Annotated in this window: 21 protein-coding genes; 14 read left to right on the top strand and 7 right to left on the bottom strand. The window is 72.7% G+C overall.

Annotated elements, in window-relative coordinates:
* Positions 1–35 precede the first annotated feature (35 nt).
* Complete coding sequence (locus WH85_RS12495; protein ID WP_045741955.1) at positions 36–935, bottom strand: TIGR04222 domain-containing membrane protein; 900 nt, start codon at positions 933–935, stop codon at positions 36–38.
* Positions 936–1060: 125 nt separating this feature from the next.
* On the opposite strand from WH85_RS12495, the gene WH85_RS12490 reads away from it, so the two are divergent.
* From WH85_RS12490 to WH85_RS12465, 6 genes are all read left to right on the top strand, one after another.
* Positions 1061–2113, top strand: a complete 1053-nt coding sequence (locus WH85_RS12490; protein ID WP_045741954.1) for a LacI family DNA-binding transcriptional regulator — start codon at positions 1061–1063, stop codon at positions 2111–2113.
* Between the two features lie 89 nt (positions 2114–2202).
* Positions 2203–3471, top strand: coding sequence for an extracellular solute-binding protein (locus WH85_RS52875; RefSeq protein WP_045741953.1), 1269 nt, complete (start codon positions 2203–2205; stop codon positions 3469–3471).
* Positions 3468–4352 (top strand): carbohydrate ABC transporter permease, encoded by an 885-nt coding sequence (locus tag WH85_RS12480; protein ID WP_045741952.1) that lies wholly within the window; start codon positions 3468–3470, stop codon positions 4350–4352. The genes WH85_RS52875 and WH85_RS12480 overlap by 4 nt, the downstream gene beginning before the upstream one ends.
* Complete coding sequence (locus tag WH85_RS12475) at positions 4349–5164, top strand: carbohydrate ABC transporter permease (protein WP_045741951.1); 816 nt, start codon at positions 4349–4351, stop codon at positions 5162–5164. Before WH85_RS12480 ends, WH85_RS12475 begins: the two co-directional genes overlap by 4 nt.
* 10 nt (positions 5165–5174) lie before the next feature.
* Positions 5175–6344 (top strand): glycoside hydrolase family 1 protein, encoded by a 1170-nt coding sequence (locus WH85_RS12470; protein WP_045741950.1) that lies wholly within the window; start codon positions 5175–5177, stop codon positions 6342–6344.
* Positions 6305–8095 (top strand): glycoside hydrolase family 3 protein, encoded by a 1791-nt coding sequence (locus WH85_RS12465; RefSeq protein ID WP_245673911.1) that lies wholly within the window; start codon positions 6305–6307, stop codon positions 8093–8095. The genes WH85_RS12470 and WH85_RS12465 overlap by 40 nt, the downstream gene beginning before the upstream one ends.
* On the opposite strand, the gene WH85_RS12460 is transcribed toward WH85_RS12465, so the two are convergent.
* Both WH85_RS12460 and WH85_RS12455 read right to left on the bottom strand, forming a co-directional pair.
* On the bottom strand, positions 8096–10249 hold the full coding sequence (locus tag WH85_RS12460; protein WP_157410959.1) for a carbohydrate-binding protein: 2154 nt from the start codon (positions 10247–10249) through the stop codon (positions 8096–8098). It abuts the gene before it with no gap.
* Between the two features lie 125 nt (positions 10250–10374).
* Positions 10375–11373, bottom strand: coding sequence for a hypothetical protein (locus tag WH85_RS12455; protein ID WP_157410958.1), 999 nt, complete (start codon positions 11371–11373; stop codon positions 10375–10377).
* A 422-nt stretch (positions 11374–11795) separates the two neighbouring features.
* Here WH85_RS12455 and WH85_RS12450 point away from each other — a divergent pair, with 422 nt between their 5' ends.
* From WH85_RS12450 to WH85_RS12420, 7 genes are all read left to right on the top strand, one after another.
* Positions 11796–13421 carry a glycosyltransferase family 2 protein gene (locus WH85_RS12450; RefSeq protein ID WP_063775498.1) on the top strand — a complete coding sequence of 542 codons (1626 nt, stop codon included), beginning with the start codon at positions 11796–11798 and terminating at the stop codon, positions 13419–13421.
* A 202-nt stretch (positions 13422–13623) separates the two neighbouring features.
* Positions 13624–14106 (top strand): Asp23/Gls24 family envelope stress response protein, encoded by a 483-nt coding sequence (locus WH85_RS12445; RefSeq protein WP_211275348.1) that lies wholly within the window; start codon positions 13624–13626, stop codon positions 14104–14106.
* Positions 14103–14399, top strand: coding sequence for a hypothetical protein (locus tag WH85_RS12440; RefSeq protein WP_211275347.1), 297 nt, complete (start codon positions 14103–14105; stop codon positions 14397–14399). The genes WH85_RS12445 and WH85_RS12440 overlap by 4 nt, the downstream gene beginning before the upstream one ends.
* Positions 14400–14435: 36 nt before the next feature.
* A complete protein-coding gene (locus WH85_RS12435) occupies positions 14436–14615 on the top strand; it encodes a hypothetical protein (protein WP_045741946.1) in 180 nt (59 codons plus the stop codon).
* Positions 14608–15090, top strand: a complete 483-nt coding sequence (locus tag WH85_RS12430; RefSeq protein WP_052720375.1) for an Asp23/Gls24 family envelope stress response protein — start codon at positions 14608–14610, stop codon at positions 15088–15090. Before WH85_RS12435 ends, WH85_RS12430 begins: the two co-directional genes overlap by 8 nt.
* Complete coding sequence (locus WH85_RS46935) at positions 15087–15647, top strand: DUF6286 domain-containing protein (RefSeq protein WP_157410957.1); 561 nt, start codon at positions 15087–15089, stop codon at positions 15645–15647. The genes WH85_RS12430 and WH85_RS46935 overlap by 4 nt, the downstream gene beginning before the upstream one ends.
* The gene (locus tag WH85_RS12420) at positions 15647–16228 is read left to right on the top strand and encodes a hypothetical protein (protein WP_045741945.1); all 582 of its coding nucleotides are present in this window, start codon (positions 15647–15649) and stop codon (positions 16226–16228) included. Before WH85_RS46935 ends, WH85_RS12420 begins: the two co-directional genes overlap by 1 nt.
* A gap of 84 nt (positions 16229–16312) precedes the next feature.
* Here the strand turns inward: WH85_RS12420 and WH85_RS12415 are convergent, their stop codons facing one another.
* From WH85_RS12415 to WH85_RS50310, 3 genes are all read right to left on the bottom strand, one after another.
* Positions 16313–16876 carry a hypothetical protein gene (locus WH85_RS12415; protein WP_045741944.1) on the bottom strand — a complete coding sequence of 188 codons (564 nt, stop codon included), beginning with the start codon at positions 16874–16876 and terminating at the stop codon, positions 16313–16315.
* A 139-nt stretch (positions 16877–17015) separates the two neighbouring features.
* Complete coding sequence (gene tkt, locus WH85_RS12410; RefSeq protein WP_045741943.1) at positions 17016–19226, bottom strand: transketolase; 2211 nt, start codon at positions 19224–19226, stop codon at positions 17016–17018.
* Positions 19223–19366, bottom strand: a complete 144-nt coding sequence (locus WH85_RS50310; RefSeq protein WP_157410956.1) for a hypothetical protein — start codon at positions 19364–19366, stop codon at positions 19223–19225. Before WH85_RS50310 ends, tkt begins: the two co-directional genes overlap by 4 nt.
* 214 nt (positions 19367–19580) lie before the next feature.
* Between WH85_RS50310 and WH85_RS12405 the strand changes: the two genes are divergently transcribed.
* Positions 19581–19862 (top strand): hypothetical protein, encoded by a 282-nt coding sequence (locus WH85_RS12405; RefSeq protein ID WP_045741942.1) that lies wholly within the window; start codon positions 19581–19583, stop codon positions 19860–19862.
* Positions 19863–19934: 72 nt separating this feature from the next.
* Here WH85_RS12405 and WH85_RS12400 read toward each other — a convergent pair whose 3' ends face one another.
* A complete protein-coding gene (locus WH85_RS12400) occupies positions 19935–20717 on the bottom strand; it encodes an IclR family transcriptional regulator (protein ID WP_045741941.1) in 783 nt (260 codons plus the stop codon).
* Positions 20718–20741 lie beyond the last annotated feature (24 nt).

The raw sequence follows: 20741 nt of genomic DNA, 5'->3' as shown, positions 1-20741 counted from the left end.
GGGCATCCGGAGACGGGCCCACGCCGGTGCCGGGGTCAGCGGCGCGGAGCGGGGACCGTGGACTGGGCGGGCGAGCGCCACCACCGGATGCGGGGTTCGCCGACACGGGGGGCGTACCACGGGACGTGCCAGGTGCTGGGCGGGACCGGGTGCGGGTCGGTGGCGCCGGGGCGCAGGTCGGCGACCGAGCGCAGGCCCCGGGCGGCGATCCGGTACCGGGGTTCGCCGGTGGCCGCGGCGTCCAGGGCGAGAGCGGTGGCGCGCAGCCCGGCGGCGGTGCGCGGGTCGAAGCCGTAGCCGGTCAGGTAGCGGGTGCGGGCCACGGCCAGGATGCCCAGCAGCAGCGCGCCGGTGCCGAGCACGAAGGTCAGGCCGGGCAGGGTGGTGGCGAGGGCGTATCCGGTGGCGGCGATCGCCCCGGCGACGTAGACCTGCGGGTACTGCCGGTGCCAGGCGGGCAGGAGCAGGCCGTGCCCGGCGGCGGTACCCCAGAGCTGCGGGAGGGCCGCCGGGGACCGTGCCGCGAACCGCAGCCCGGCCAGGTCGGTGCTGCCGTGCGCCAGCCGGTCGAGGACCTCCGCCCGCAAGCCGGTGGCCCCGGGGGCGGCGGAGGCCACGGTGAGGCGGCCGTCGTCGTCCACGATGACGTGCCGTTCGGCGACCAGGTCGGCGACGGTCAGGTCGACGACCCGGTCCGGGCCGCCACAGAGGAACGCGACCTCGGCCGCGCTCGGCCCGCGGGCCCACCAGCGTGCGGCGGCCCGGGCCGTGCGGGTGGCCCGCCGCAGCCACCACTGCAGAACGTGCGGGCCGAGCAGAAGACCGATCAGGATCAGTCCCAGCACCCACCGTGCCACGTCCGGCGCGGCCACCGCGAACGCCAGCGAGCCGGCACCGATCCCGGCGACCGCCGCCAGCCAGGCCAGAGTCCCCATGCGCCATCATCCCCCGTTCCGTGCTGTGAGGATGCCCGCATCCGGGGGTTCCAGGCATCGGTCGACCGGTGGGAACACGCTTACCGTGACGTGTACGGTGGGCGCACCAGCACAGGGGGAACCTCGTGGCGAAGGCAGCAACGGTCTACGACGTGGCCAAGCACGCCGGTGTCTCGATCGCCACGGTGTCGATGACGTTCCGCCGTCCGGAACGGGTCAGACCGTCCACCCGGGATCTGGTTCTCGCCGCCGCCCGCGCGTTGCACTACGTGCCGTCGGCGAGCGCCCGGGGGCTGGCCGACGGGCGCACCGGTGTGCTGGGGTTGTTCTCGTTCGACTATCTGCTGCCCGTGGAGGTCGACGAGGGTGCGGACCCGGACGAGGACTGCCGGGACTTCCCGCTCTACGTCGACGAGATCCAGCGGGGCATGGAGCTGGCGTGCCGCAGGCACGGGTACGCGCTGCTGATCGGCGGTCCGAGCCGGGTCGGTGGCGCCGGGAACCTGACCGACATCGCCGGTCACGTGGACGGTCTCGCGGTGTTCCCGCAGACGCTGCCGGCCGAGGCGCTGGAACGCATCGCGGGGCGGATCCCGGTGGTGGCGGTCTCCGAGCCGCCGGACGACGACCGGCTCAGTCACGTCACGGTCGACAACCGGGGCGGGATGCGCGCGGTCACCGAGCATCTGATCCGTGCGCACGGGCGGCGGGATCTGCTGTTCGTGGGCGGGCTCAACCCGGCGGAGGGCCGGGACCGGTTCGCCGGGTTCCAGGACGCGGTGCGGGCGGCGGGGTTGCGGGTGCCGCGCGAGCCGCTGGTGCCGCGGACGAGGGCACTGCCGGGCGGCCGGGCCGCGGTCGTGCTGCCGGCGGATCTGCCGTTGCCGGAGGCGTTCGTGTGCGCCACCGACGATGTGGCGCTGGACCTGCTGGAGATCCTCGCCGGGCGGGGTGTGCGGGTGCCGCAGGACGTGGCGGTGACCGGTTTCGACGGCATCGTCGCCGGGCGGGTGGTGCGCCCGTCGCTGACCACGGTCCGGCAGCCGATGGCGGAGATGGGCCGGGTGGTGGTGGACATCCTGCGCGGTCGTCTCGACGATCCGGGCCGGGCGCCGGTGTTCCGTGAGTTGCCGGTGCGGGTGGTGCTCCGGGAGAGCTGCGGCTGCGGTCCGCGGTAGCCGGACGCCGGGTTTCAGTGACCATTGCCAATGGCTGCGCTAGGCGCTTAACTGAAATCTAAGCGCTTAGATCTCCGGAAGGAGAAGCGATGCCACGAACGCGGAAGACACTGTCGATACTGGTCGCCGCCGCCCTCACCGTCACCGCGTGCGGCCGGTCCGGCACGGCCGGCACCCCCGCCACCGCCACCACCGTCGGCACCGGCCCGGCCACCGGGACCGTCACCCTGTGGGCCCAGGGCGCCGAGGCCGAGAAACTGCCGGCGATCCTCGCGGAGTTCGAGGCGGCCAACCCGGACGTGACCGTGACCGTCACCCCGGTCCCCTGGGACGCCGCGCACAGCAAGTACCAGACCGCCATCGCCGGCGGCACCACCCCGGACATCGGCCAGCTCGGCACCACCTGGATGAGCGAGTTCACCGCCGCCGGGGCGCTCGCCGCGGTCCCCGCCGACCTGGGCGCCGGCCCGTTCCACCCCGGCGCGGTCGCCTCCACCCGCTTCGACGGCGGCACGTACGCCGTCCCGTGGTACGTCGACACCCCGGTGCTGTACTACCGCACCGACCTCGCCGCCCGCGCCGGATTCCGGCAACCCCCGGCCACCTGGGACGACTTCAAGAACCTCGCCAAGGCGATGCAGACCAGGGCCGGCGCGGAGTACGGCGTCGCCCTCGCCCCCCGCGACTTCCAGGGCTTCCTGCCGTTCGCCTGGTCCAACGGCGCCACCCTGACCACACCGGACGCCCGAACCTGGACCCTCGACAGCCCGGCCATGATCGAGGCGGCCCGCTACTACCAGAGCTTCTTCACCGAGGGCATCGCCGACCGGACCCCGAGCACCGACCCCGGCGCCTACCAGGCGGCCTTCACCGACGGCTCGGTACCGATGTTCATCGGCGGCCCGTTCGAGGTCGCCGCCCTCGCCGACCTCGGCGGCCCCGGATTCGCCGCCAAGTACGCCACCGCCACCCTCCCGCGCGCCCGGTCCGCCACCTCGTTCGTCGGCGGCTCCCACCTGGTCGTCTTCGAGAAGTCCGCCAACGCCGCCGCGGCCTGGCGGCTCATCCGCTTCCTCAGCCTGCCGCAGACCCAGGTGGCCTGGTACAAGGCGACCGGTGACCTGCCGTCCGCGCAGGCCGCCTGGGACGACCCGGCACTGGCCGGCGACCCGAAACTCGCCGTCTTCGGCCGCCAGTTGCAGGACGTCGACTCCCCGCCGTCCACCGCCGAGTGGACCCGCCTGCAGGACGCCGGCAACGCGCAGATGGAACGCCTCACCGTCTCCGGCGAGGACCCGGCCCGGGCCATGGCGACCCTGCAGGCCACCGCCGCCGGGATCGGGACCGGCGCCCGGTGACCGCCGCGGCCCGGCGGCGGCAGGCCTGGACGGCCTGGGCGTTCACGCTGCCGTTCGTCGCCGTCTTCGGCCTGTTCATGCTGGTGCCGCTGGTCAGCTCGGTGCTCATGTCGTTCACCGACTTCCGCGGCAGCGACGTGACGACCCCGTGGGCGGTGAACGTCGTCGGCCTGGACCAGTACACCGCCCTGTTCGCCGACCCGGCGTTCCGGCGGGCCATGCTCAACACCGGCTACTTCGTACTGGTCGGCATCCCCCTGACGATGGCGGTGGCGCTGGCCCTGGCGCTGGCCCTGAACACCGGCATCACCCGGTTCCGCACCGCGTTCCGGGTCGGCTTCTACACCCCGGTGGTGACCAGCGTCGTCGCCGTCGCCGTGGTGTGGCGGTTCGTGCTGCAACCCGACGGGCCGCTCAACCGGCTGCTCGGCGGCCTCGGCATCACCGGCCCGGACTGGCTGCACAGCACCACCTGGGCGATGCCGTCGCTGATCGTGATGGCCGCCTGGCGCAACATGGGCACCCTACTGGTGATCTTCCTGGCCGGGTTGCAGGCGCTGCCGGCCGAGGTCGTCGAGGCGGCCGCGGCCGACGGCGCCGGCCCGTGGCAGCGGTTCCGGCACGTGATCCTGCCGCTGCTGCGCCCCACCCTGCTGCTCGGCGCGGTCCTGATCTCGGTGGTCTACCTGCAGTTCTTCGAGGAACCGTACGTGATGACCCGCGGCGGACCGCTGGACGCCACCCTGTCGGCCACCTACTACACCTTCAACCAGTTCGGCTTCGGCCGGTACGGGACCGCGTCCGCCGCCGCGTACGTGCTCTTCGTGGTCATCGCCGCGGTGAGCGTCCTGCAGTTCCGGCTCCTGCGAGCCCGGGAATGACGGCCCGGCGGGTCCTGCTCCACGCCGCGCTGATCGCCGCCGCGGCCCTGACCGTGCTGCCGTTCCTCTGGATGCTGCTCGGCTCGGTCAAACCGGACAGTGAGATCCGCGCCGACCCGGCCGCCTGGCTGCCGCACACGCCCACCCTGGACAACTACCGCCAGTGGTTCGGTGCCCTGCGCATCGGCACCTACTTCGGCAACAGTGTGCTGGTCGCGCTGGTCACCGTGCTGGGCAACCTGCTGTTCTGCTCGATGGTCGGCTACGCCCTGGCCAAGCTGCGCTTCCCCGGGCGGCGGCTGCTCTTCGGCCTGGTCATGGTCACCCTGATGGTGCCGGGCGTGGTCACCTTCGTCCCGCTGTTCGTGGTGGTCGCCAGACTCGGGCTGGTCGACACGTACGCCGGCCTGATCCTGCCGTTCCTCACCTCACCGACCGGGGTGTTCCTGATGCGGCAGTACCTGCGGTCCATCCCGGACGAACTGCTGGAGGCGGCCCGCATCGACGGCGCCGGCGAATTCCGGATCTTCGCCCGCGTGGTGCTGCCGCTCTGCGGGCCACCGCTGGCGACCCTGGGCATCCTGCAGTTCCTGGCGTCGTGGAACAACTTCCTCTGGCCGCTGGTGGTGGCGCAGAGCCAGGACCGGTACACCCTGCCGGTCGCGTTGTCGCTGTACTCCACCGGCGAACAGGCCACCGACTACGGCCTGCTGCTCGCCGGATCCGTCATGGTCATCACCCCGATCGTCGCCCTGTTCATCGCGCTGCAGCGCTGGTTCGTCCAGGGCGTGGCCACCGCCGGTCTCAAGTAAGGAGACGCCCGTGCGCACCTTCCCGCCCGGATTCCTCTGGGGGGCGGCCACCTCCGGCCACCAGACCGAGGGCAACAACGTCACCAGCGACTACTGGCAGCGCGAGTACGCTCCCGCCGGCACCGTCCCCGAGGTCAGCGGCGACGCCTGCGACAGCCTGCACCGCTACCCCGAGGACATCGCGCTGCTCGCCGAAACGGGCCTGACCAGCTACCGCTTCGGCATCGAGTGGTGCCGCATCGAACCCGAGCGCGGCCACGTCTCCACCGCGATGCTGGACCACTACCGGCGGATGGTCGACCGCTGCCACGAGCACGGGCTGACCCCGATGGTCACCCTCAACCACTTCACCGTGCCCCGCTGGATGGACGCGCTCGGCGGCTGGCGCCACCCGCACGCGGCCGAGATGTTCGCCCGGTTCACCGAGATCGCCCTGCCGGTGGTCCGCGACGGCGTGCCGTGGGTGTGCACCATCAACGAGCCGAACATCATCGCCTGCCGGGAGGGCGCGAACCTGCCCGGGGTGGCGCCGGTCGCGTACGGCATGGCCCGCCCCGACCAGCGGGTCTCCGCGGAGCTGACCCGCGCGCACCGGATGTCGCGGGAGGTACTCACCGGCGTGCCGGGCCTGCGGTCCGGATGGACGGTGGCCACCCAGGCGATCCACCCGCTGCCCGGGTGCGAGGAGCAGGCGTACGCGTACAGCCGGCCGATCGAGGAGTACTTCCTGGAGGCGGCCCGCGACGACGACTTCGTGGGCGTGCAGGCGTACACCCGGACGTTCGTGGGGCCCGACGGCGCGCTGCCGCCGCCCGCCGGCGCGGAGACGACCCTGACCGGCTGGGAGTACTTCCCGGACGCGCTGGCCATCGGGGTCCGCAACGCGTGGAAGGTGACCGGGGGAGTGCCGGTCATGGTGACCGAGAACGGCATCGCCACCGCCGACGACGACCGCCGCATCGACTACACCCGGGACGCGCTCACCGGGCTGCACGAGGCGATCGCGGACGGCGTCGAGGTCCACGGCTACTACCACTGGAGTGCGCTGGACAACTACGAGTGGGGCAGTTGGGCGCCGACGTTCGGGCTGATCGCCGTCGACCGGCGGACTTTCCGGCGTACCCCCAGAAGGAGCGCACGGTGGCTCGGAGCCGCCGCCCGGGCGAACGGCCTGGCATGACCGCCTGCCTCTACCGGGATCCGGATGTTCCGATCGGCGCGCGGGTGACCGATCTGCTGGCGCGGATGACGCTGCCGGAGAAGGCCGGTCTGCTGTTCCACACGATGATGAAGGCGGTCGGCGACGGTCTGTACGAGCCGGGGCCGGACGGCGACGACGTCCCGCACGACGTGCTCTCCACCAGCCGGCTGGTCACCGCGTCGCACATCACCCACTTCAACGCCGCGCCGCGGATCGCGCCGCGCGCGTACGCCGCCTGGCAGAACCGGCTGCAGGACCTGGCCGCGGGTACCCGGCTGGGTATTCCGGTGACGCTGTCCAGCGATCCGGTGCACGGCTTCACCGACAACCCGGCGACGTCGATGGCGAGCACCACGTTCTCCCGCTGGCCGGAACCGCTGGGGCTGGCCGCGGTGGGCGACGTCCGGCTGGTGACGGAGTTCGCCGAGGTGGTGCGGCGCGAGTTGCGGGCGGCCGGGATCCGGATGAGCCTGGGGCCGCAGGCCGATCTGGCGACCGAGCCGCGCTGGTCACGGCTGCCGGGCACGTTCGGCGCCGACGCGGCGACGGCGTCCCGGATGGTCGGCGCGTACGTGCGTGGCCTGCAGGGCGACCGGCTGGGACCGGACAGCGTGGCCTGCATGACCAAGCACTTCCCGGGCGCCGGCCCGCAGCGGCGGGGCGAGGACGCGCACTTCCCCTACGGCCGGGAGCAGGTCTATCCCGGCGGCAACCTGGAGTACCACCTGCGGCCGTTCCGGGCGGCGTTCGACGCGGGCACCGCCGCGGTGATGCCCTACTACGCGATCCCGGTGGGCCTGGGCGTCGAGGAGATCGGCTTCGGCTTCCACCGGGAGGTGATCACCGGCTGGCTGCGCGAACGTTTCGGGTTCGGCGGGGTGGTCTGCTCGGACTGGGGGCTGGTCACCGACGTCCGGGTGGAGGGGATGCGCTGGCCGGCCCGCTGCTGGGGCGCCGAGCACCTGTCGCGCCGCGAGCGGGTCCGCCGGATCCTGGACGCCGGCGTCGACCAGCTGGGCGGCGAGTCATGCCCGGAGCTGGTGGTCGATCTGGTGTCGTCGGGGGAGATCAGCATGGCGCGGATCGACGCGTCGGCGCGGCGGATCCTGCGGCTGAAGTTCGCGCTGGGCCTCTTCGAGAACCCCTATGTCGACCCGGACGAGGCCGAGCGGGTGGTGGGTGCCGCCGCTGCCGCCGGGGTCCGCGCCCAGCAGCGGGCGGTCACGGTGCTGAAGAACGGCCCGTTGCCGCTGCGCCGCGGTGCCCGTATCCACCTGGACGGTGTGGACCCTCGGGTGGCGGCCGGCTACGGGCCGGTGGTGCCGTCGCTCGACGAGGCCGAGGTCGCGGTGGTGCGGATGGGCACGCCCTACGAGCGGCGCGACACCGGCATCGACTACGAGGCCGGTTTCCATCAGGGTTCGCTGAGCCTGCCGCCGCAGCGGGTGGCCGAGCTGGTGGCGCGGTTCGCGCGGGTGCCGACGGTCCTGGTGGTGCATCTGGACCGGGCGGCGGTGCTGCCCGAGGTGATCGGGGCGAGCGCCGCCGCGCTGGGGGAGTTCGGGGTGACCGACGAGGCCCTGTTCGGGGTGCTCTTCGGCGACGCGCGGGCGCAGGGACGGCTGCCGATGGAGCTACCGTCGTCGATGGCCGCCGTCGAGGAGTCCCGGGAGGACGTCCCCGGCGACAGCCGATCTCCGTTGTTCCGGGCCGGGCATCCGGCCTCGTGATCAGGCGACCGCCAGCCAGTCGATCGACAGCCCGGTCGCCGCGTCGCCCGCGTTGCGCTGCACGATCACCGTGGCGTTCTCCGGGACGGCCAGCGCCAGCGTGGCGGTGCCGAACCCGCTGCCGGTGGCCGGGAAGGCGATCCGGTGGCCCACGTCGTTGAGGATCACCGTCATGCTCGCCGCCCGGGTCGCCCGGTACCGGACGGTGAGGCGGCTGCCGGCCCGGACCGGCGAGTACACCACCGAGGCGCCGAGCACGTCGAGGTCGGTGGCCAGGGCGCCCTGCGACGCCGATGCCAGGGCGACCGCGTGGGCGCCGTTGTAGAGTCCGCCGGACGATTCGGCCTCGTACTGCCCGTCCACCCGGAGCAGGTCGACGACCAGAGCGCCGCCGGCCGCGTCGCGGGTCAGCTCCAGCGCGGTGCCGCTCACGACCGTCTTCTCCACGGTACGGGTGCCGAAGCCGTCCCCGGTCGCGGGCAGGGTGACCGCCGTGCCGCCCAGCCGCACGGTGACCGCGGCCGCCGCCGCGTACCGGATCAGCGCCCGGGTGCCGCCGCGTACCGGGTCGACGGTCATCGTGCTCGCCTGCCCGGCCGGCATGCTCAGTGCCTCGCCCCGCGACGCGCCTGCCGCGGTGACCGTGGCCGCGCCGGTGTGCGGCACGAGTTCCGCCTCGTAGTCGGGCTTGCCGCCCAGCCAGTCGACGGTGACCGCGGCACCGGACGCCGGCCGTTGCAGGGTCACCACCGCCTGCAACGGCAGGTCGGTGGGCACGGTCAGGGTGCTCCACGTGGCGGCGGCGGGCAGCGTGACGGTACGCGCCGAAGCCCCGTTCACCGACAGCAGCAGGCTGGTGGCCTGCGGCGCACGGTAGCGGATCTGGAGGACGGTGGCGGCGGCGAGGTTGACGAACGCTAGGGCGTCCCCGCCGCCGGTGAGGGTGACGGCCGCACCGCCCCACGCGGTCGCGTCGGCGACGGGTGTGGTGTCGACCGGTGAGCCGCCCCGGTAGTAGCGGGTCAGCGAGGTGTCCTCGGCCTGTGCCTCGGCGGACGGGATGCCGAGCGCCCAGTCCATGACGGCGGGCGGGTTGCCCTCCGGTTTGAACAGGTTCTCGGCGAAGTACAGGGTGCCCCGGACGTGGAAGCGGGTGTCCCGGTAGTACGCGGTGGTCTCGGTGAGCGCCCGTTTCTTGGCGGCCTGTGAGCGGACCAGGCCGGCGGTCTGGTCCGGGACGACGCCGCCGGCGAAGTCGACGGTGTGGAACCCGTACTCGATGATCTTCGGGGCGTCGCCGTACTGGCCGATCATCCGGTCCATGGCGCTGCTCAGGCGGGGCACGTTGAGCAGGTCCGCGGTGGAGGCGCCGGCGTCGGCGGGGGCGCCGACCGGGTAGGAGTAGTTGTTCAGGAAGTAGCCGTCGGCGGGGTGGGCGATCCCGGCGTACGAGGGTGTCGGGTAGGACTGGTCCCAGCCGTAGAAGACGCTGAGGTAGAGGTCGGTGTCGCCGACGGCGCGGCGCAGGCCGGCGAGCAGCCGTTCGGCGTACGGGGCCTGGGTGGCCGCCCATTGCGGATTGGCGCGGCCGTCCGGGTACCCGCTCGTGACGAAGTGGTCGCTGACCATCGCGTCGTCGACCGGCATGTTGACCGCGAAGTAGGCGACGTCGGCGAGCTTCCCGCGGCGGACCAGGTAGTTCAGCAGGGCGGTGTAGCCGTGGGCGGTGTCGTCGGTGGTGTAGTGGCTCAGCACCCGGTCGGCGTCGGCCGCGGTGAAGGCGAAGGTCTGCCGGTCGTACCACTCGATGCGGACCACGGCCTTCATCCGCTGGCGTTCCAGTTCGGCGAAGAGCCGGTCGCGGTCGGCGTCGGTCATGTGCACCAGGTTGTAGAGGCCGACGGTGTTGACCCCGATGCCGCGCATCTGGGCGATGTCGAAGGCCGCCCGCCGCTGCCAGTCGGCGGTCGGGTTGAAGACGTAGGTGGCGCCGGTGATCGGTCCGCCGGGGTCGGCGTAGAGGTCGGCGAACTGGGCCGGGTCATAGGGAGTTAACAGGTTGGACACACCGGGCGCGGCCTGTGTGGCCTGCGCGGCGGTGCTGGAGGTGAGACACAGGACGGTGGAGAGAAGTGCCGACATCACCCTCTTCATGGGCCGACTCCTTGATCGAGGCCGAACGAAGGTAAGCCGGTCGCAGATCTAAGCGCTTAGATTGACCGATGGCCCGACTCTAAGCGCTTAACAAGGAAGTAACAAGAACGTTATCGGGCCAAGGTTTAGACCAGGCCGAAATCGGTGACGGTCGACGGCTCGCCCTCGCTCTTGTGGATGTCGAAACCGAAATACATCGTGCCGCGTACGCTCGGATACCCGGCACAGTAGAACCGGGTGGTCGCCGCCAGCGCGCGCCGCTTCGCCGCCCGGTCCCGGACCAGACCGGCCTCCTGCGCCGGGCCGCCGGTGGTCTGCACGCCGTACTCGATCACCACCGGGGCGTCGCCGTACTGGTCGAGGAACCGGCGCATCACCGCATGCCGGGCCCGCGCGTCGATCAGCGCGTCGTCGCCGTCCGCCGCGCCGGGCGCGTCACCACGCGGATAGCTGTACTGGGTCAGGAAATAGCCGTCCGCGCCGGCCCCCGCATAGGACGGTGGCCGGTAGGCGCCGTCCCAGCCGTAGAAGACACCCAGATAGACCGGCAGGCCGGGAGCGGCGGCGCGCAGCCGCGACGTCACCGCGACGGCGTACTCGGCCTGCCGGGCCACCGACACCGGCGAGTTCACCCCACCCAGACGGGCCTGCACCCGCGGATCGTCGAGCGGCATGGTGACCGCCAGGTAGGCCACCCGGCTGCGCGCCCCCGCCTCGCCGAGGCGGCCCAGCAGGTCCCGGTAGCGCTCCACCAGCCGGTCGGCGTCGGCGGTGGTGAAGGCGAAGGTCTGCGGGTCGTACTCCTCCAGCCGCACCACCGCCGTCATGCCGAGCTCCTCCAGCGCGGCCAGCACCGGGCCGGGATCGTCCAGCCGGTACAGCCCGGCGGTACCGATGCCGAACCGGTCCCGCATCGTGCGCAGCGTCGCCCCGGTCGTCGCCGGATCGCCGTCCGGGTCCAGGGACGCTCCCCGCAGGAAATCACGTCCGGCCATGGCGGGGTACGGCGTCAGCGTGCTCCCGCCGTCGTCCGGCGCACTCCCGCAGGGCCCCGGCGTGGGCGTGTCGCCACCGAGCCCGGCGACGCCCAGCACCACCGCCAGAGCGATCAACAGCCGTGTCACCACGCGTCCTCCGCTCCTCGAGGGCATCGTCGCCCACCCCATTCCCCGGCCGCCGAACCATACCTCCGGCGGGGAACGTGACGCCCGCCACCGATATGGCGTTCGGATTTCATTTCACGCGAAGTGGATCGCTATTCGAGGCCATCCGCGACCGTGCGCCACACGTCTTTAACGCGCGGGCAATACGGGCTGGTCCGCAGTGATTCCGGTCTCGTCGGCCGACTTGCTGTCCTATCGACGTGTCGCTATGGTTGGCGCCGTTCGCACATCCAGGCTCGCGACGACGCCAACGACAATCAACGGTGATTGCCCAGGGCGCGGCAGGCGGATGCCGAGAAACAGTTTCGGTGCCGTATCACGGACCGCCACCTCCCCAGTCGAACAATTCCTCATCGAGGACCGATTCACCTGAGAGGGCAGTCGTGACCAAGTCACCTCGTGTCTACCTGATCATTCTGGCCGTCTGGCTGGCGATCCTCGCCCCGGCGGTGCCGGCGATGGCGCACGTCGTCGCCTCCGCCACACAGACCGCGTGGTACCTGGGGGCGCTGACCCTGGCCAGCGCGCTCTTCGTCACCTACTTCTGGCTCAACGGCACCAAGGACATCGTCTACACCCTCTACTTCCACCTCGTCCAGCGCCCGCACCTGATCCACGTGCCCCGCCGCCCGGACGGCCCGGAACCCAAGGTCGCGCTCCTCTACTGCACCTGCGACGACTTCTCCGCGGACAGCCTGCTGCGCAGCATGGCCCAGCGCTACGGCAACTACGAGACGGTCATCCTGGACGACTCCAGCAAACCCGAGTCGCTCGCCGAGATCGACGACTTCGCCGCCCGCCACGGCGTCCAGGTCGTCCGCCGGGCCGACCGGGCCGGGTTCAAGGCCGGCAACCTCAACAACCACCTGCGGACCGCCGAGTACGACTACTTCGTCATCCTGGACAGCGACGAGATCATTCCCAGTGATTACGTCACCCGCAGCCTCGACTACTTCGCCCATTACGGCAACGCGGGCATCGTCCAGGCCAACCACAGCGCCACCCGCAACCGTAACGATTTCATGCGGGTCTTCGCGATCGGCGTCGACTCGCACTGGATCGCCTACCAGACGGTCAAGGACCGGCACGGATTCCTGTCTCTTCTGGGGCACGGCGCCATGGTCAGCCGCGAGTGCTACCAGGCCGCCGGCGGATTCCCCGCCGTGGTCGCCGAGGACCTGTGCTTCTCCATCGCCGCGCGCGACGCGGGATATTACACGGTATTCGCGCCCGACATCCGCTGCGAGGAAGAATTCCCGGTCAGTTACCACGCTTTCAAGAAACGACACTCGAAATGGACTCAGGGAAACATGGAGTTCATCAAGCGGTACACCACGACCATCCTCGGCTCGCGGATGACCTGGTTCGAGAAGCTCGACATCGTCCTGTTCACCTACAGCCTGCCGCTGACCGCGCTGTTCTCCGTCTACGTGGTCATCCACGTGGTCGCGCTGCCCGCCCTGGGATACACGGTCACCTACCCGCTCTGGATGCTGGTGCCCACCATCGCGTTCCTGCTGGCGCCGCTGCTCAACGACACCGTCTTCCACTTCCGGCGGATGCCCAAACTGCGGCTGCTCTCCTACCTGCTGCACTCCGTCGTGCTGTACGGGTCGATGTTCTTCGTCAGCCTGCGTTCCTCGGTCACCTCCGCCTTCGGCAAGTCGGTCTTCCTGGTCACCCCGAAGAGCTCCGGCCGGGTCAGCATCCGCGAGGCACTGACGGCGACCCGCGGTGAGATCGCCTTCGGCATCGTCCTGGCCGCCGTGTCGTACCTGCTCACCGGCAGCGTCCTCCCGGTCGTGCTGATCGTGGTCCCGGCCCTGCTCTGCGTCTTCCTGGCCCGCAAACACAACAAGACCTCGGCGGGCACCGTCCGGACCGAACTCCCGGCGGCCGTCGTCGCCCCCGCCCGCAGCGCCGCCGAGGAACGCCGGCAACTCGCCACCCTGGCCCGTGCCGCGGACCCCGGCCCGCCTCACGAGCGCACCCCGGAACTGGCCGCCTGACGCGCGGCGGGGCTCACGCGTACCCCGGCAGGAGCGGAACCGGAAGGCCCCGGAGCGACCGGCCACCGGTGTTTCGGATCGCGGCGAACGGGTATCCGGTGAACCTGGTCTCGATGCCGTGACGCGTTCGCGTCACGGCGGCCGTCCGGACTCCGCGGCCCCGTCTCCTGCCACCGCCCCCGCCGCCCCGAAGGAGTCCCGCATGACCGAGCCGATGACCACCATCACCACCACGAACAACACCGCCGACCGGACGAGCACCGACCTGGCCGCGCGGGACCGGGGGCTGCAGGGCCCGCAGGGCACCACCTCCATCGCCGACACCGTGGTCAGCAAGATCGCGGGGATCGCCGCGAAGGACGTCTCCGGTGTCTACGCACTCGGCAACGGCACTTCGCGTGCGGTGGGCGCGTTGCGGGAGCGGATCCCGGGCGGGCGGGTGAACCACTCGCAGGGCGTCTCGGTGGAGGTCGGCGAGACCCAGGCCGCCGTCGACATCGACATGATCGCCGAGTACGGCGTGGCGATCGCGGACCTCGCCGTCGGTATCCGCCGCAACGTGATCACCTCGATCGAGCGGATGACCGGCCTGCAGGTGACCGAGGTGAACATCTCGGTCGCCGACATCCACCTGCCACAGGACGACGAGGGCGACGACCCCGATCACGCCCCGCGGGTGCAGTGACCACCGAACATCGCGCCGGCCCGGTCGCGGTGACCGTCGACGCGATCGTCCGCGCGGTACTGGCGGTGCCGGGCGTGGTACGGCTGCACGGGGGCCCTTTCGGCGAGGCCGGCACGTACCTGCCCGGGCGCCGTGTGCCCGGGATCAGGCTCGGCGACGACCGGGCCGAGGTGCACGTGACGGTCACCGGCCGGGTCCCGTTGACCGCCACCGCGCGGCTCGTCCACGCCGCGGTGGCGCCCCTGGTGACCGTGCCGGTGCACGTCCGTATCGAGGACGTCGTCCTCACCTGATCCGCGGCCCTCGATCATTCTCGTTCAGGAGTCCTCATGTCCCCGTCCCTCGCCGGTCTGTTCACCGGGCTACTGCTCGCCCTGATCGCGGCGACCGCCGGATTCGGCTGGTTGCTGCTCGCGATCCTGTTCGCCACCGCCGGCTATCTGGCCGGCGCCCACCTCGAAGGCCGGATCGACCTCGCCGGCGTCGTCCCGGGCCGCAGCCGTGGCTGACCGGAGCGCCGTCCCGGCCGCTGACCGGGGTGCCGTCTCGGCGGCTGACCGGAGTGCCGTTCCTGGCGCTGACTGGAGTGCTGTCCCTGCCGGGGGCCCGGCCCGCACCGGCCACGACGACCCGGGCGACCGGGGAGACCTGATCGTCACGGACCGGGCCGCCCGGCGCATCGCCGAGGTCACCGCCCGCCGGGTTCCCGGCGTCGTCCCGGTCACCGACAGCGGCGGCGCCGTCGGCAACGCCCTGGGACTCGGCTATCCCCGGGTGGACTGCACGGTGTCCGCCGGCCGGGTCCGTGCCGAGGTCATCATCGCCGGACTCTGGCCGGTGCCCGCCGCGACGCTGGCGGCACAGGTCCGCTCCGCGGTCACCGACCAGCTGCACCGGCTGGCGGGGCTGCACGTCGACAGCGTCGACGTCACCGTCGCCAAGGTGGTCCGCCTCGCGGCGGCACCGGGCCGCAGGGTCCGATGAGCGTCTCCCCGCAGGTGTCGATGCCCGCGGCCCGGCCACGGACCGGGGCCGGGCGCATCGGTTTCGCCGGGCCGCTCCTGGCGTGTCTGCTCACCGCCGCCGGTGTCGTGCTGCTGCACGACGCGGTCGCCGAGGCCGACCGCAGACCGGGACGCACCTGGCTGGCCGCCGTCCTCGACGGCCTGGACGGGCTGACGGCCTCCTGGTGGATGATCCCCGCCGGGGTGGCGGTCGCCGGCGCCGGCGTCTGGCTGATCGTCACCGCGGTACGGCCACGGTCGCGCCGGACCCTGGCGGTGACGTCGGCGACCGGGGTCTTCCTGCACGTCCGTGACGTCGCCCGGCTGGCGTCCGCCGCCGCCGAAGACGTCGACGGGGTCCGCTCCGCCCGGTCCGTCGCCGGCCGCCGCGCGGTCACCGTCACCGTCACGTCACCGGACCCCGAGATCGCCGGCCGCGTCCAGGAGGCCGTCGAACGCCGTCTGTCCGTCCTGGAGGACCCGCTGCCGGTGACGGTCCGGGTCCGTTCCGGCCCACTGCCGAAGGAAGATGCCTGATGCGCCGATCCGTTCTCGGCCTCGACCGGGCCGCCGCGATCCTGACCGGTCTGCTGCTGGTCATCGCCGGTGCCGTCATCGCCGGCTGGTACGACGGCGGCCTGGTGCGGCTGTGGCCGTCCGTCTCCCGCGAACTGTCCACCGGCGGCGCCGGCGACGTCCTCGACACGGCCTGGTGGCCCTGGGCAGCCGGTGCGGCCGGGACACTCGCGGTCGTGCTCGGCCTGTGGTGGCTGGCCGCGCACCTGCCCCGCCGCGGTGCCGGCCTGCTCGTACTGCCCGGCTCCGGTGCGTCCGGGCGTCTTCTGCTCGACCCCGCCGGCACGGCCGGCGCCGCCGCGGAGGCCCTCGCCGACACTCCCGGATTCCGTTCGGCGCACGGCCGGATCCTGCACGACCGGGGAGAACTCGTCGTCGCTCTCACCGGCACCGTCGACCCCCGTGCGGACCTCACCACGATCGTCGCGGCCGCGGACAGCGTCGCCGCCACGCTGCGGGCGGTCCTGGGCCGTGACGACGCCCGCGCCCGGGTCCGGTTGTCGGTCGCCCGGCGTGCCCGGGCGCAGGCCCGCGTGCTCTGACCGCCCGGAATCCGGCAAGACCGGGTGGACAGGACACCGCCCGGACCCGCAATCGGGTCCGGGCGGCGGCCGGTGCGCATGCGGTCAGCGGCCCAGGACACCGGTGAGCCGGTCGGTGACGCCGTCCCACATCTGGCGCGGGCGCTGCTGCTCACCCTGCTGCGACCCCATCGCGATCATCGTGCCGGTCAGCGCCGGGATGGCCCACTGCAGCAGGCGCTGCTGTTTGAGCGCCACGGCGACGTGCTCCGGGGTGTTCCACGCCGGGACGGACCCGCCCTCGGACGGCACCCGGCCGGCCCGGGCGATCCGCGCGCCGAGCAGCCCGCTGTACGCGGTGGCACTCAGCGCCGCGACGGTCACCGCGGTCTTGATGACCGTGTTCGCGGTGACACCGGACTGACCGGCCACCCGGCCCCGGTTGGCGATGAGCAGGCCCAGGCCGCCGACCAGGTGCGTGGCGATCGCGGCGGCGGACACCGGCGCCCACCGGGCCCAGCCGCGGGACGCGATCTGGGTCCGTTCGGTGGCGTCGGCGGCGTCCTGGGAGGCGCCGTTGAGGCCGACCGCACCCATCAGCGAACCGCCCATCCAGACTGCGGCGCCGAGGTCGTGCATGCTGCGGATCGTGGTGTGACGGTCGTTCATGGTGGTGCTCCTTCACTGGCGGATGTGCGACGGCCGCGCGGGTGTTCCCCGGCGCGGTGCTGATCGCGGGCCGCGGGGTCTGGACGACCGGATGACGACACGTTGCTGTCGATGGAGTGCATGCCCGGGCGGGCCGGGATCAAACGGGCCGGTCGCCGGTGCCGCCGGCGGTGGGCGTGGCGGCCGCCCCGGCGCCGCCGGGACGCACCGGGCCGGTCACGTCGTGCAGACTGTCGCGGGCCGCGCGGGCGACGGCCCGTGCGGTGATGCCGAACTCCTGGTAGAGCCGCTGGTGGTCGGCGGAGGCGCCGAAGTGTTCCAGGCCGACGATGCGGCCGGCGTCGCCGACGATCTCGCGCCAGCCCTGGCCGACACCGGCCTCGACGCTGACCCGGGCGCGTACCGCCGGCGGCAGCACCTCGTCGCGGTAGGCGGCCGGCTGCTCGGCGAACCACTCCCGGCACGGCATCGAGATCACCCGGGCGGTGACGCCCTCGGCGGTGAGCAGATCACGGGCCTGCAACGCGATCGGCACCTCCGATCCGGTACCGATGAGCAGCACGTCGGCGTCGTCGCCGGCCCCGGCCAGGACGTAACCGCCGCGGGCGGCGCCGGCGGCCGGGGCGTACCCGCGAGGCCCGCGTTCGAGCACCGGCAGGTTCTGCCGGGTCAGGATCAGGCCGGCGGGCCGGTCGGTGTGTTCCAGGACGGTGCGCCAGCAGGCCGCGGTCTCGTTCGCGTCAGCCGGGCGGACCACGTCGAGGCCGGGGATGGCGCGCAGCGCGGCCAGATGCTCGACCGGCTGATGGGTCGGGCCGTCCTCGCCCAGGCCGATCGAGTCGTGCGTCCACACGAAGACGGCGGGCAGGCACATCAGCGCGGCCAGCCGGACCGCGGGCCGCATGTAGTCGCTGAACACCAGGAACGTTCCCCCGTAGGGGCGGGTCAGGCTCTGCAGGGCGATGCCGTTGAGGATCGCGCCCATGGCATGCTCACGGATGCCGAAATGCAGGGTGCGGCCGTACGGTCCGCCGGTCCACGTGCGGGTCTGCCGCCCGGTCGGCACGAACGAACTCTCGCCGTCCATCGTGGTGTTGTTGCTCTCGGCCAGGTCGGCGGACCCGCCCCACAGCTCCGGGAGGACCGGCGCGAGCGCGGAGAGCACCGCCCCGGACGCCGCACGGGTGGCCATGCCCTTGGCGTCCGGCGCGAACGTGGGCAGCGCCGACGTCCAGCCGTCCGGCAGCCGGCGGGCCTGCAACCGGTCCAGCAGCGCGGCCCGGTCCGGGTTCGCGCGGCGCCAGGCCTCGAAACCCGACGACCATTCCCCGTGTACGCGCGCGCCACGCGCCACGACGGCACGGGTGTGCGCCAGCACCTGCTCGTCGACGGCGAACGAGGCGTCCGGGTCGAAACCCAGCATCCGTTTCGTCGCGGCGACCTCGTCCACGCCCAGGGCGGAACCGTGGGCCTTGCCGGTGTTGCGCCTGGTCGGCGCGGGCCAGCCGATGATCGTACGCAGCCGGATCAGCGACGGCCGGCCGGTCTCCGCCTTCGCGGCCTCGATCGCCGCCAGCAGCGCGTCGACGTCCTCCACGTACCCGCCGGTGCTCTTCCAGTCGACGCTCTGCACGTGCCAGCCGTACGCGGCATAGCGGGCGGGCACGTCCTCGCTGAACGCGATGCCGGTGTCGTCCTCGATGGAGATGTGGTTGTCGTCGTAGAAGACGACCAGATCGCCGAGCTGCTGGTGGCCCGCGAGCGAACTGGCCTCGGCGGTGACGCCCTCCATCAGGTCGCCGTCGGAGGCGACCACGAACACGTGATGGTCGAACGGGCTGCAGCCGGGTGCGGCGTCCGGGTCGAGCAGGCCCCGCTCGCGGCGGGCGGCCATGGCCATGCCCACCGCGGCGGCGAAACCCTGACCGAGCGGGCCGGTGGTGATCTCCACGCCGCGGGTGTGCCGGTACTCGGGGTGTCCCGGGGTCGCCGAGCCCCAGGTGCGCAGGGCGCGCAGGTCGTCGAGTCTCAGGCCGTACCCGCTGAGGTAGAGCTGGCAGTAGAGGGTGAGGCTGGTGTGCCCGGCGGACAGCACGAACCGGTCCCGGCCGAGCCACTGGTCGTCGTTCGGGTCGTGGCGCATCACATCGTGGAAGAGCAGGTAGGCCAGCGGCGCCAGACTCATCGCGGTGCCCGGATGGCCGTTGCCGGCCCTCTGCACGGCGTCGGCGGCCAGCAGCCGTGCGGTGTCCACGGCCTGCACGTCCAGGGCGGTCCAGCCCGCGGCTCCGGCGATCGGCGCCGGCACGTGCCGGGGGAGCGTGGTCGCGGTGGGAGGGAACCGGTTCATGGTGATCTCCTCGAGGAGCGGTGGTGCGCGGACCGGGCGGCGCTCACGTCGTCGTAGCCGACCCCGCCGCGGGTCAGCGTGTCGGCGGCCCGCCCGTGGTCGAGGAACGTCTCGAGGGTGGCGCGGGGCATGGTGGACATCGGTGATCCCGTCCGGAACCGAGTGCCGGGCGACGCGGCGCGCCGTGACCGGCGAAGAGGGACGGTGCTCGCGGCCGCCGGTAAGCGACCACAGTGACCGGAGAAGGCGCGGGAAGCGCGGACGTGGCGCGACTGAGGACGCCTGTGCTTGAGGATGCCCGCCGCCCGGACGGCTAAACCGTCAGGTCCGGCGAGGTCCGCCTGACGGACCCGGATGGGAACCGTCTCCGCGTCTGTCCCCGGCCACGCCACCGACATCCCGTTCGTCTTCGACACGATCCACCTGCCGGAACTGGCGCCAAGGCTCGGTGCCGCCCCGAGTGTCGCGGTGGCGGCGACGGTCCACGGCGCCTGGGTGTCGTTCGTTCGCGACGGCCACGTCCCGTGGCGGCCGTTCCGCCCGGACCGCACCGTCGGCCTCCTCGCCGCCGGGATCCGCACGGGTCGTGCGGCCGGTGACGGCCGGCCGCGACCGGTTCCACGAGGTGGCCGTTGACGAGCCCGCCGGGCGGGTGCCGCTCGCGGGCGGCCGCACGGGCCGCTCGCGGGCGTCGTCTCACGGCGGCGCTCAGCCGCGGTCGGGCAGGCCGCCGTGCCAGCCCAGCTTGCGGGAGATGGTGTCGGCGGCGGCCCGGACCAGCGGGACGACCTTGTCGCGGGTGTCCTCGTCGAGGCGGGTGGCCGGTCCGCAGACCGAGATCGAGCCGGTGACCTCGCCGTCGAGGCCGAACACCGGTGCGGCGATCGCGCCGGCGCCGAGTTGCCGTTCGCCGGCCGAGGTGGCGTAGCCCTGGTGCTGGATGGTGTCGAGGCGGTCCTGCAGCAGGGCCGGGTCGACCAGGGTGTGCTCGGTGACGGCGGTGATCTCGGCGGCCAGGACGGCCTCGCGTTCGGCGGCGGGCAGGAAGGCCAGGATGCAGTTGCTGGAGCTGCCGGCGTGCAGCGGGTAGCGGCGGCCGATCTCCACCGTCATCTTGATCTCCTGCGGGCTCTGCACCTGGTCGAGGTAGACGCGGCCGCCGGCGACGCGGGCCGAGACGGTGGCGGTCTCGCCGGTCTGCAGGCTGAGCTCGCGCAGCACCGGCATGGCGGCCTCGCGCAGGCGGGACTCCCGCAGGGCGCGGGCGCCGAGGGCGGCCGCGCCGGGGCCGAGGCGGTAGCCCCGCACGCCGGGGTCGGTCTCGAGCAGGCGGCGGTCGACCAGGGTGGTGAGGATGCGGTGCACCACCGCCTTGGGCATGCCGAGCAGCCGGGCGATCTCCGAGACGCCCCGTGCGGTGGGGCCGTCCGCGAACAGCAGGAGAACGTCCGCCACGCGCGCGGCCGATGCGGTCCCCGTTGCCTCCGTCATGGCTGCCTCTCCTTCGCCGCGCCC

The organism is Actinoplanes rectilineatus (genome assembly GCF_000962825.1).
Classification (GTDB): domain Bacteria; phylum Actinomycetota; class Actinomycetes; order Mycobacteriales; family Micromonosporaceae; genus Actinoplanes; species Actinoplanes rectilineatus.
Note: the sequence above shows the minus strand (reverse complement) of the source record. Positions and strands in the feature narration are given on the sequence as shown.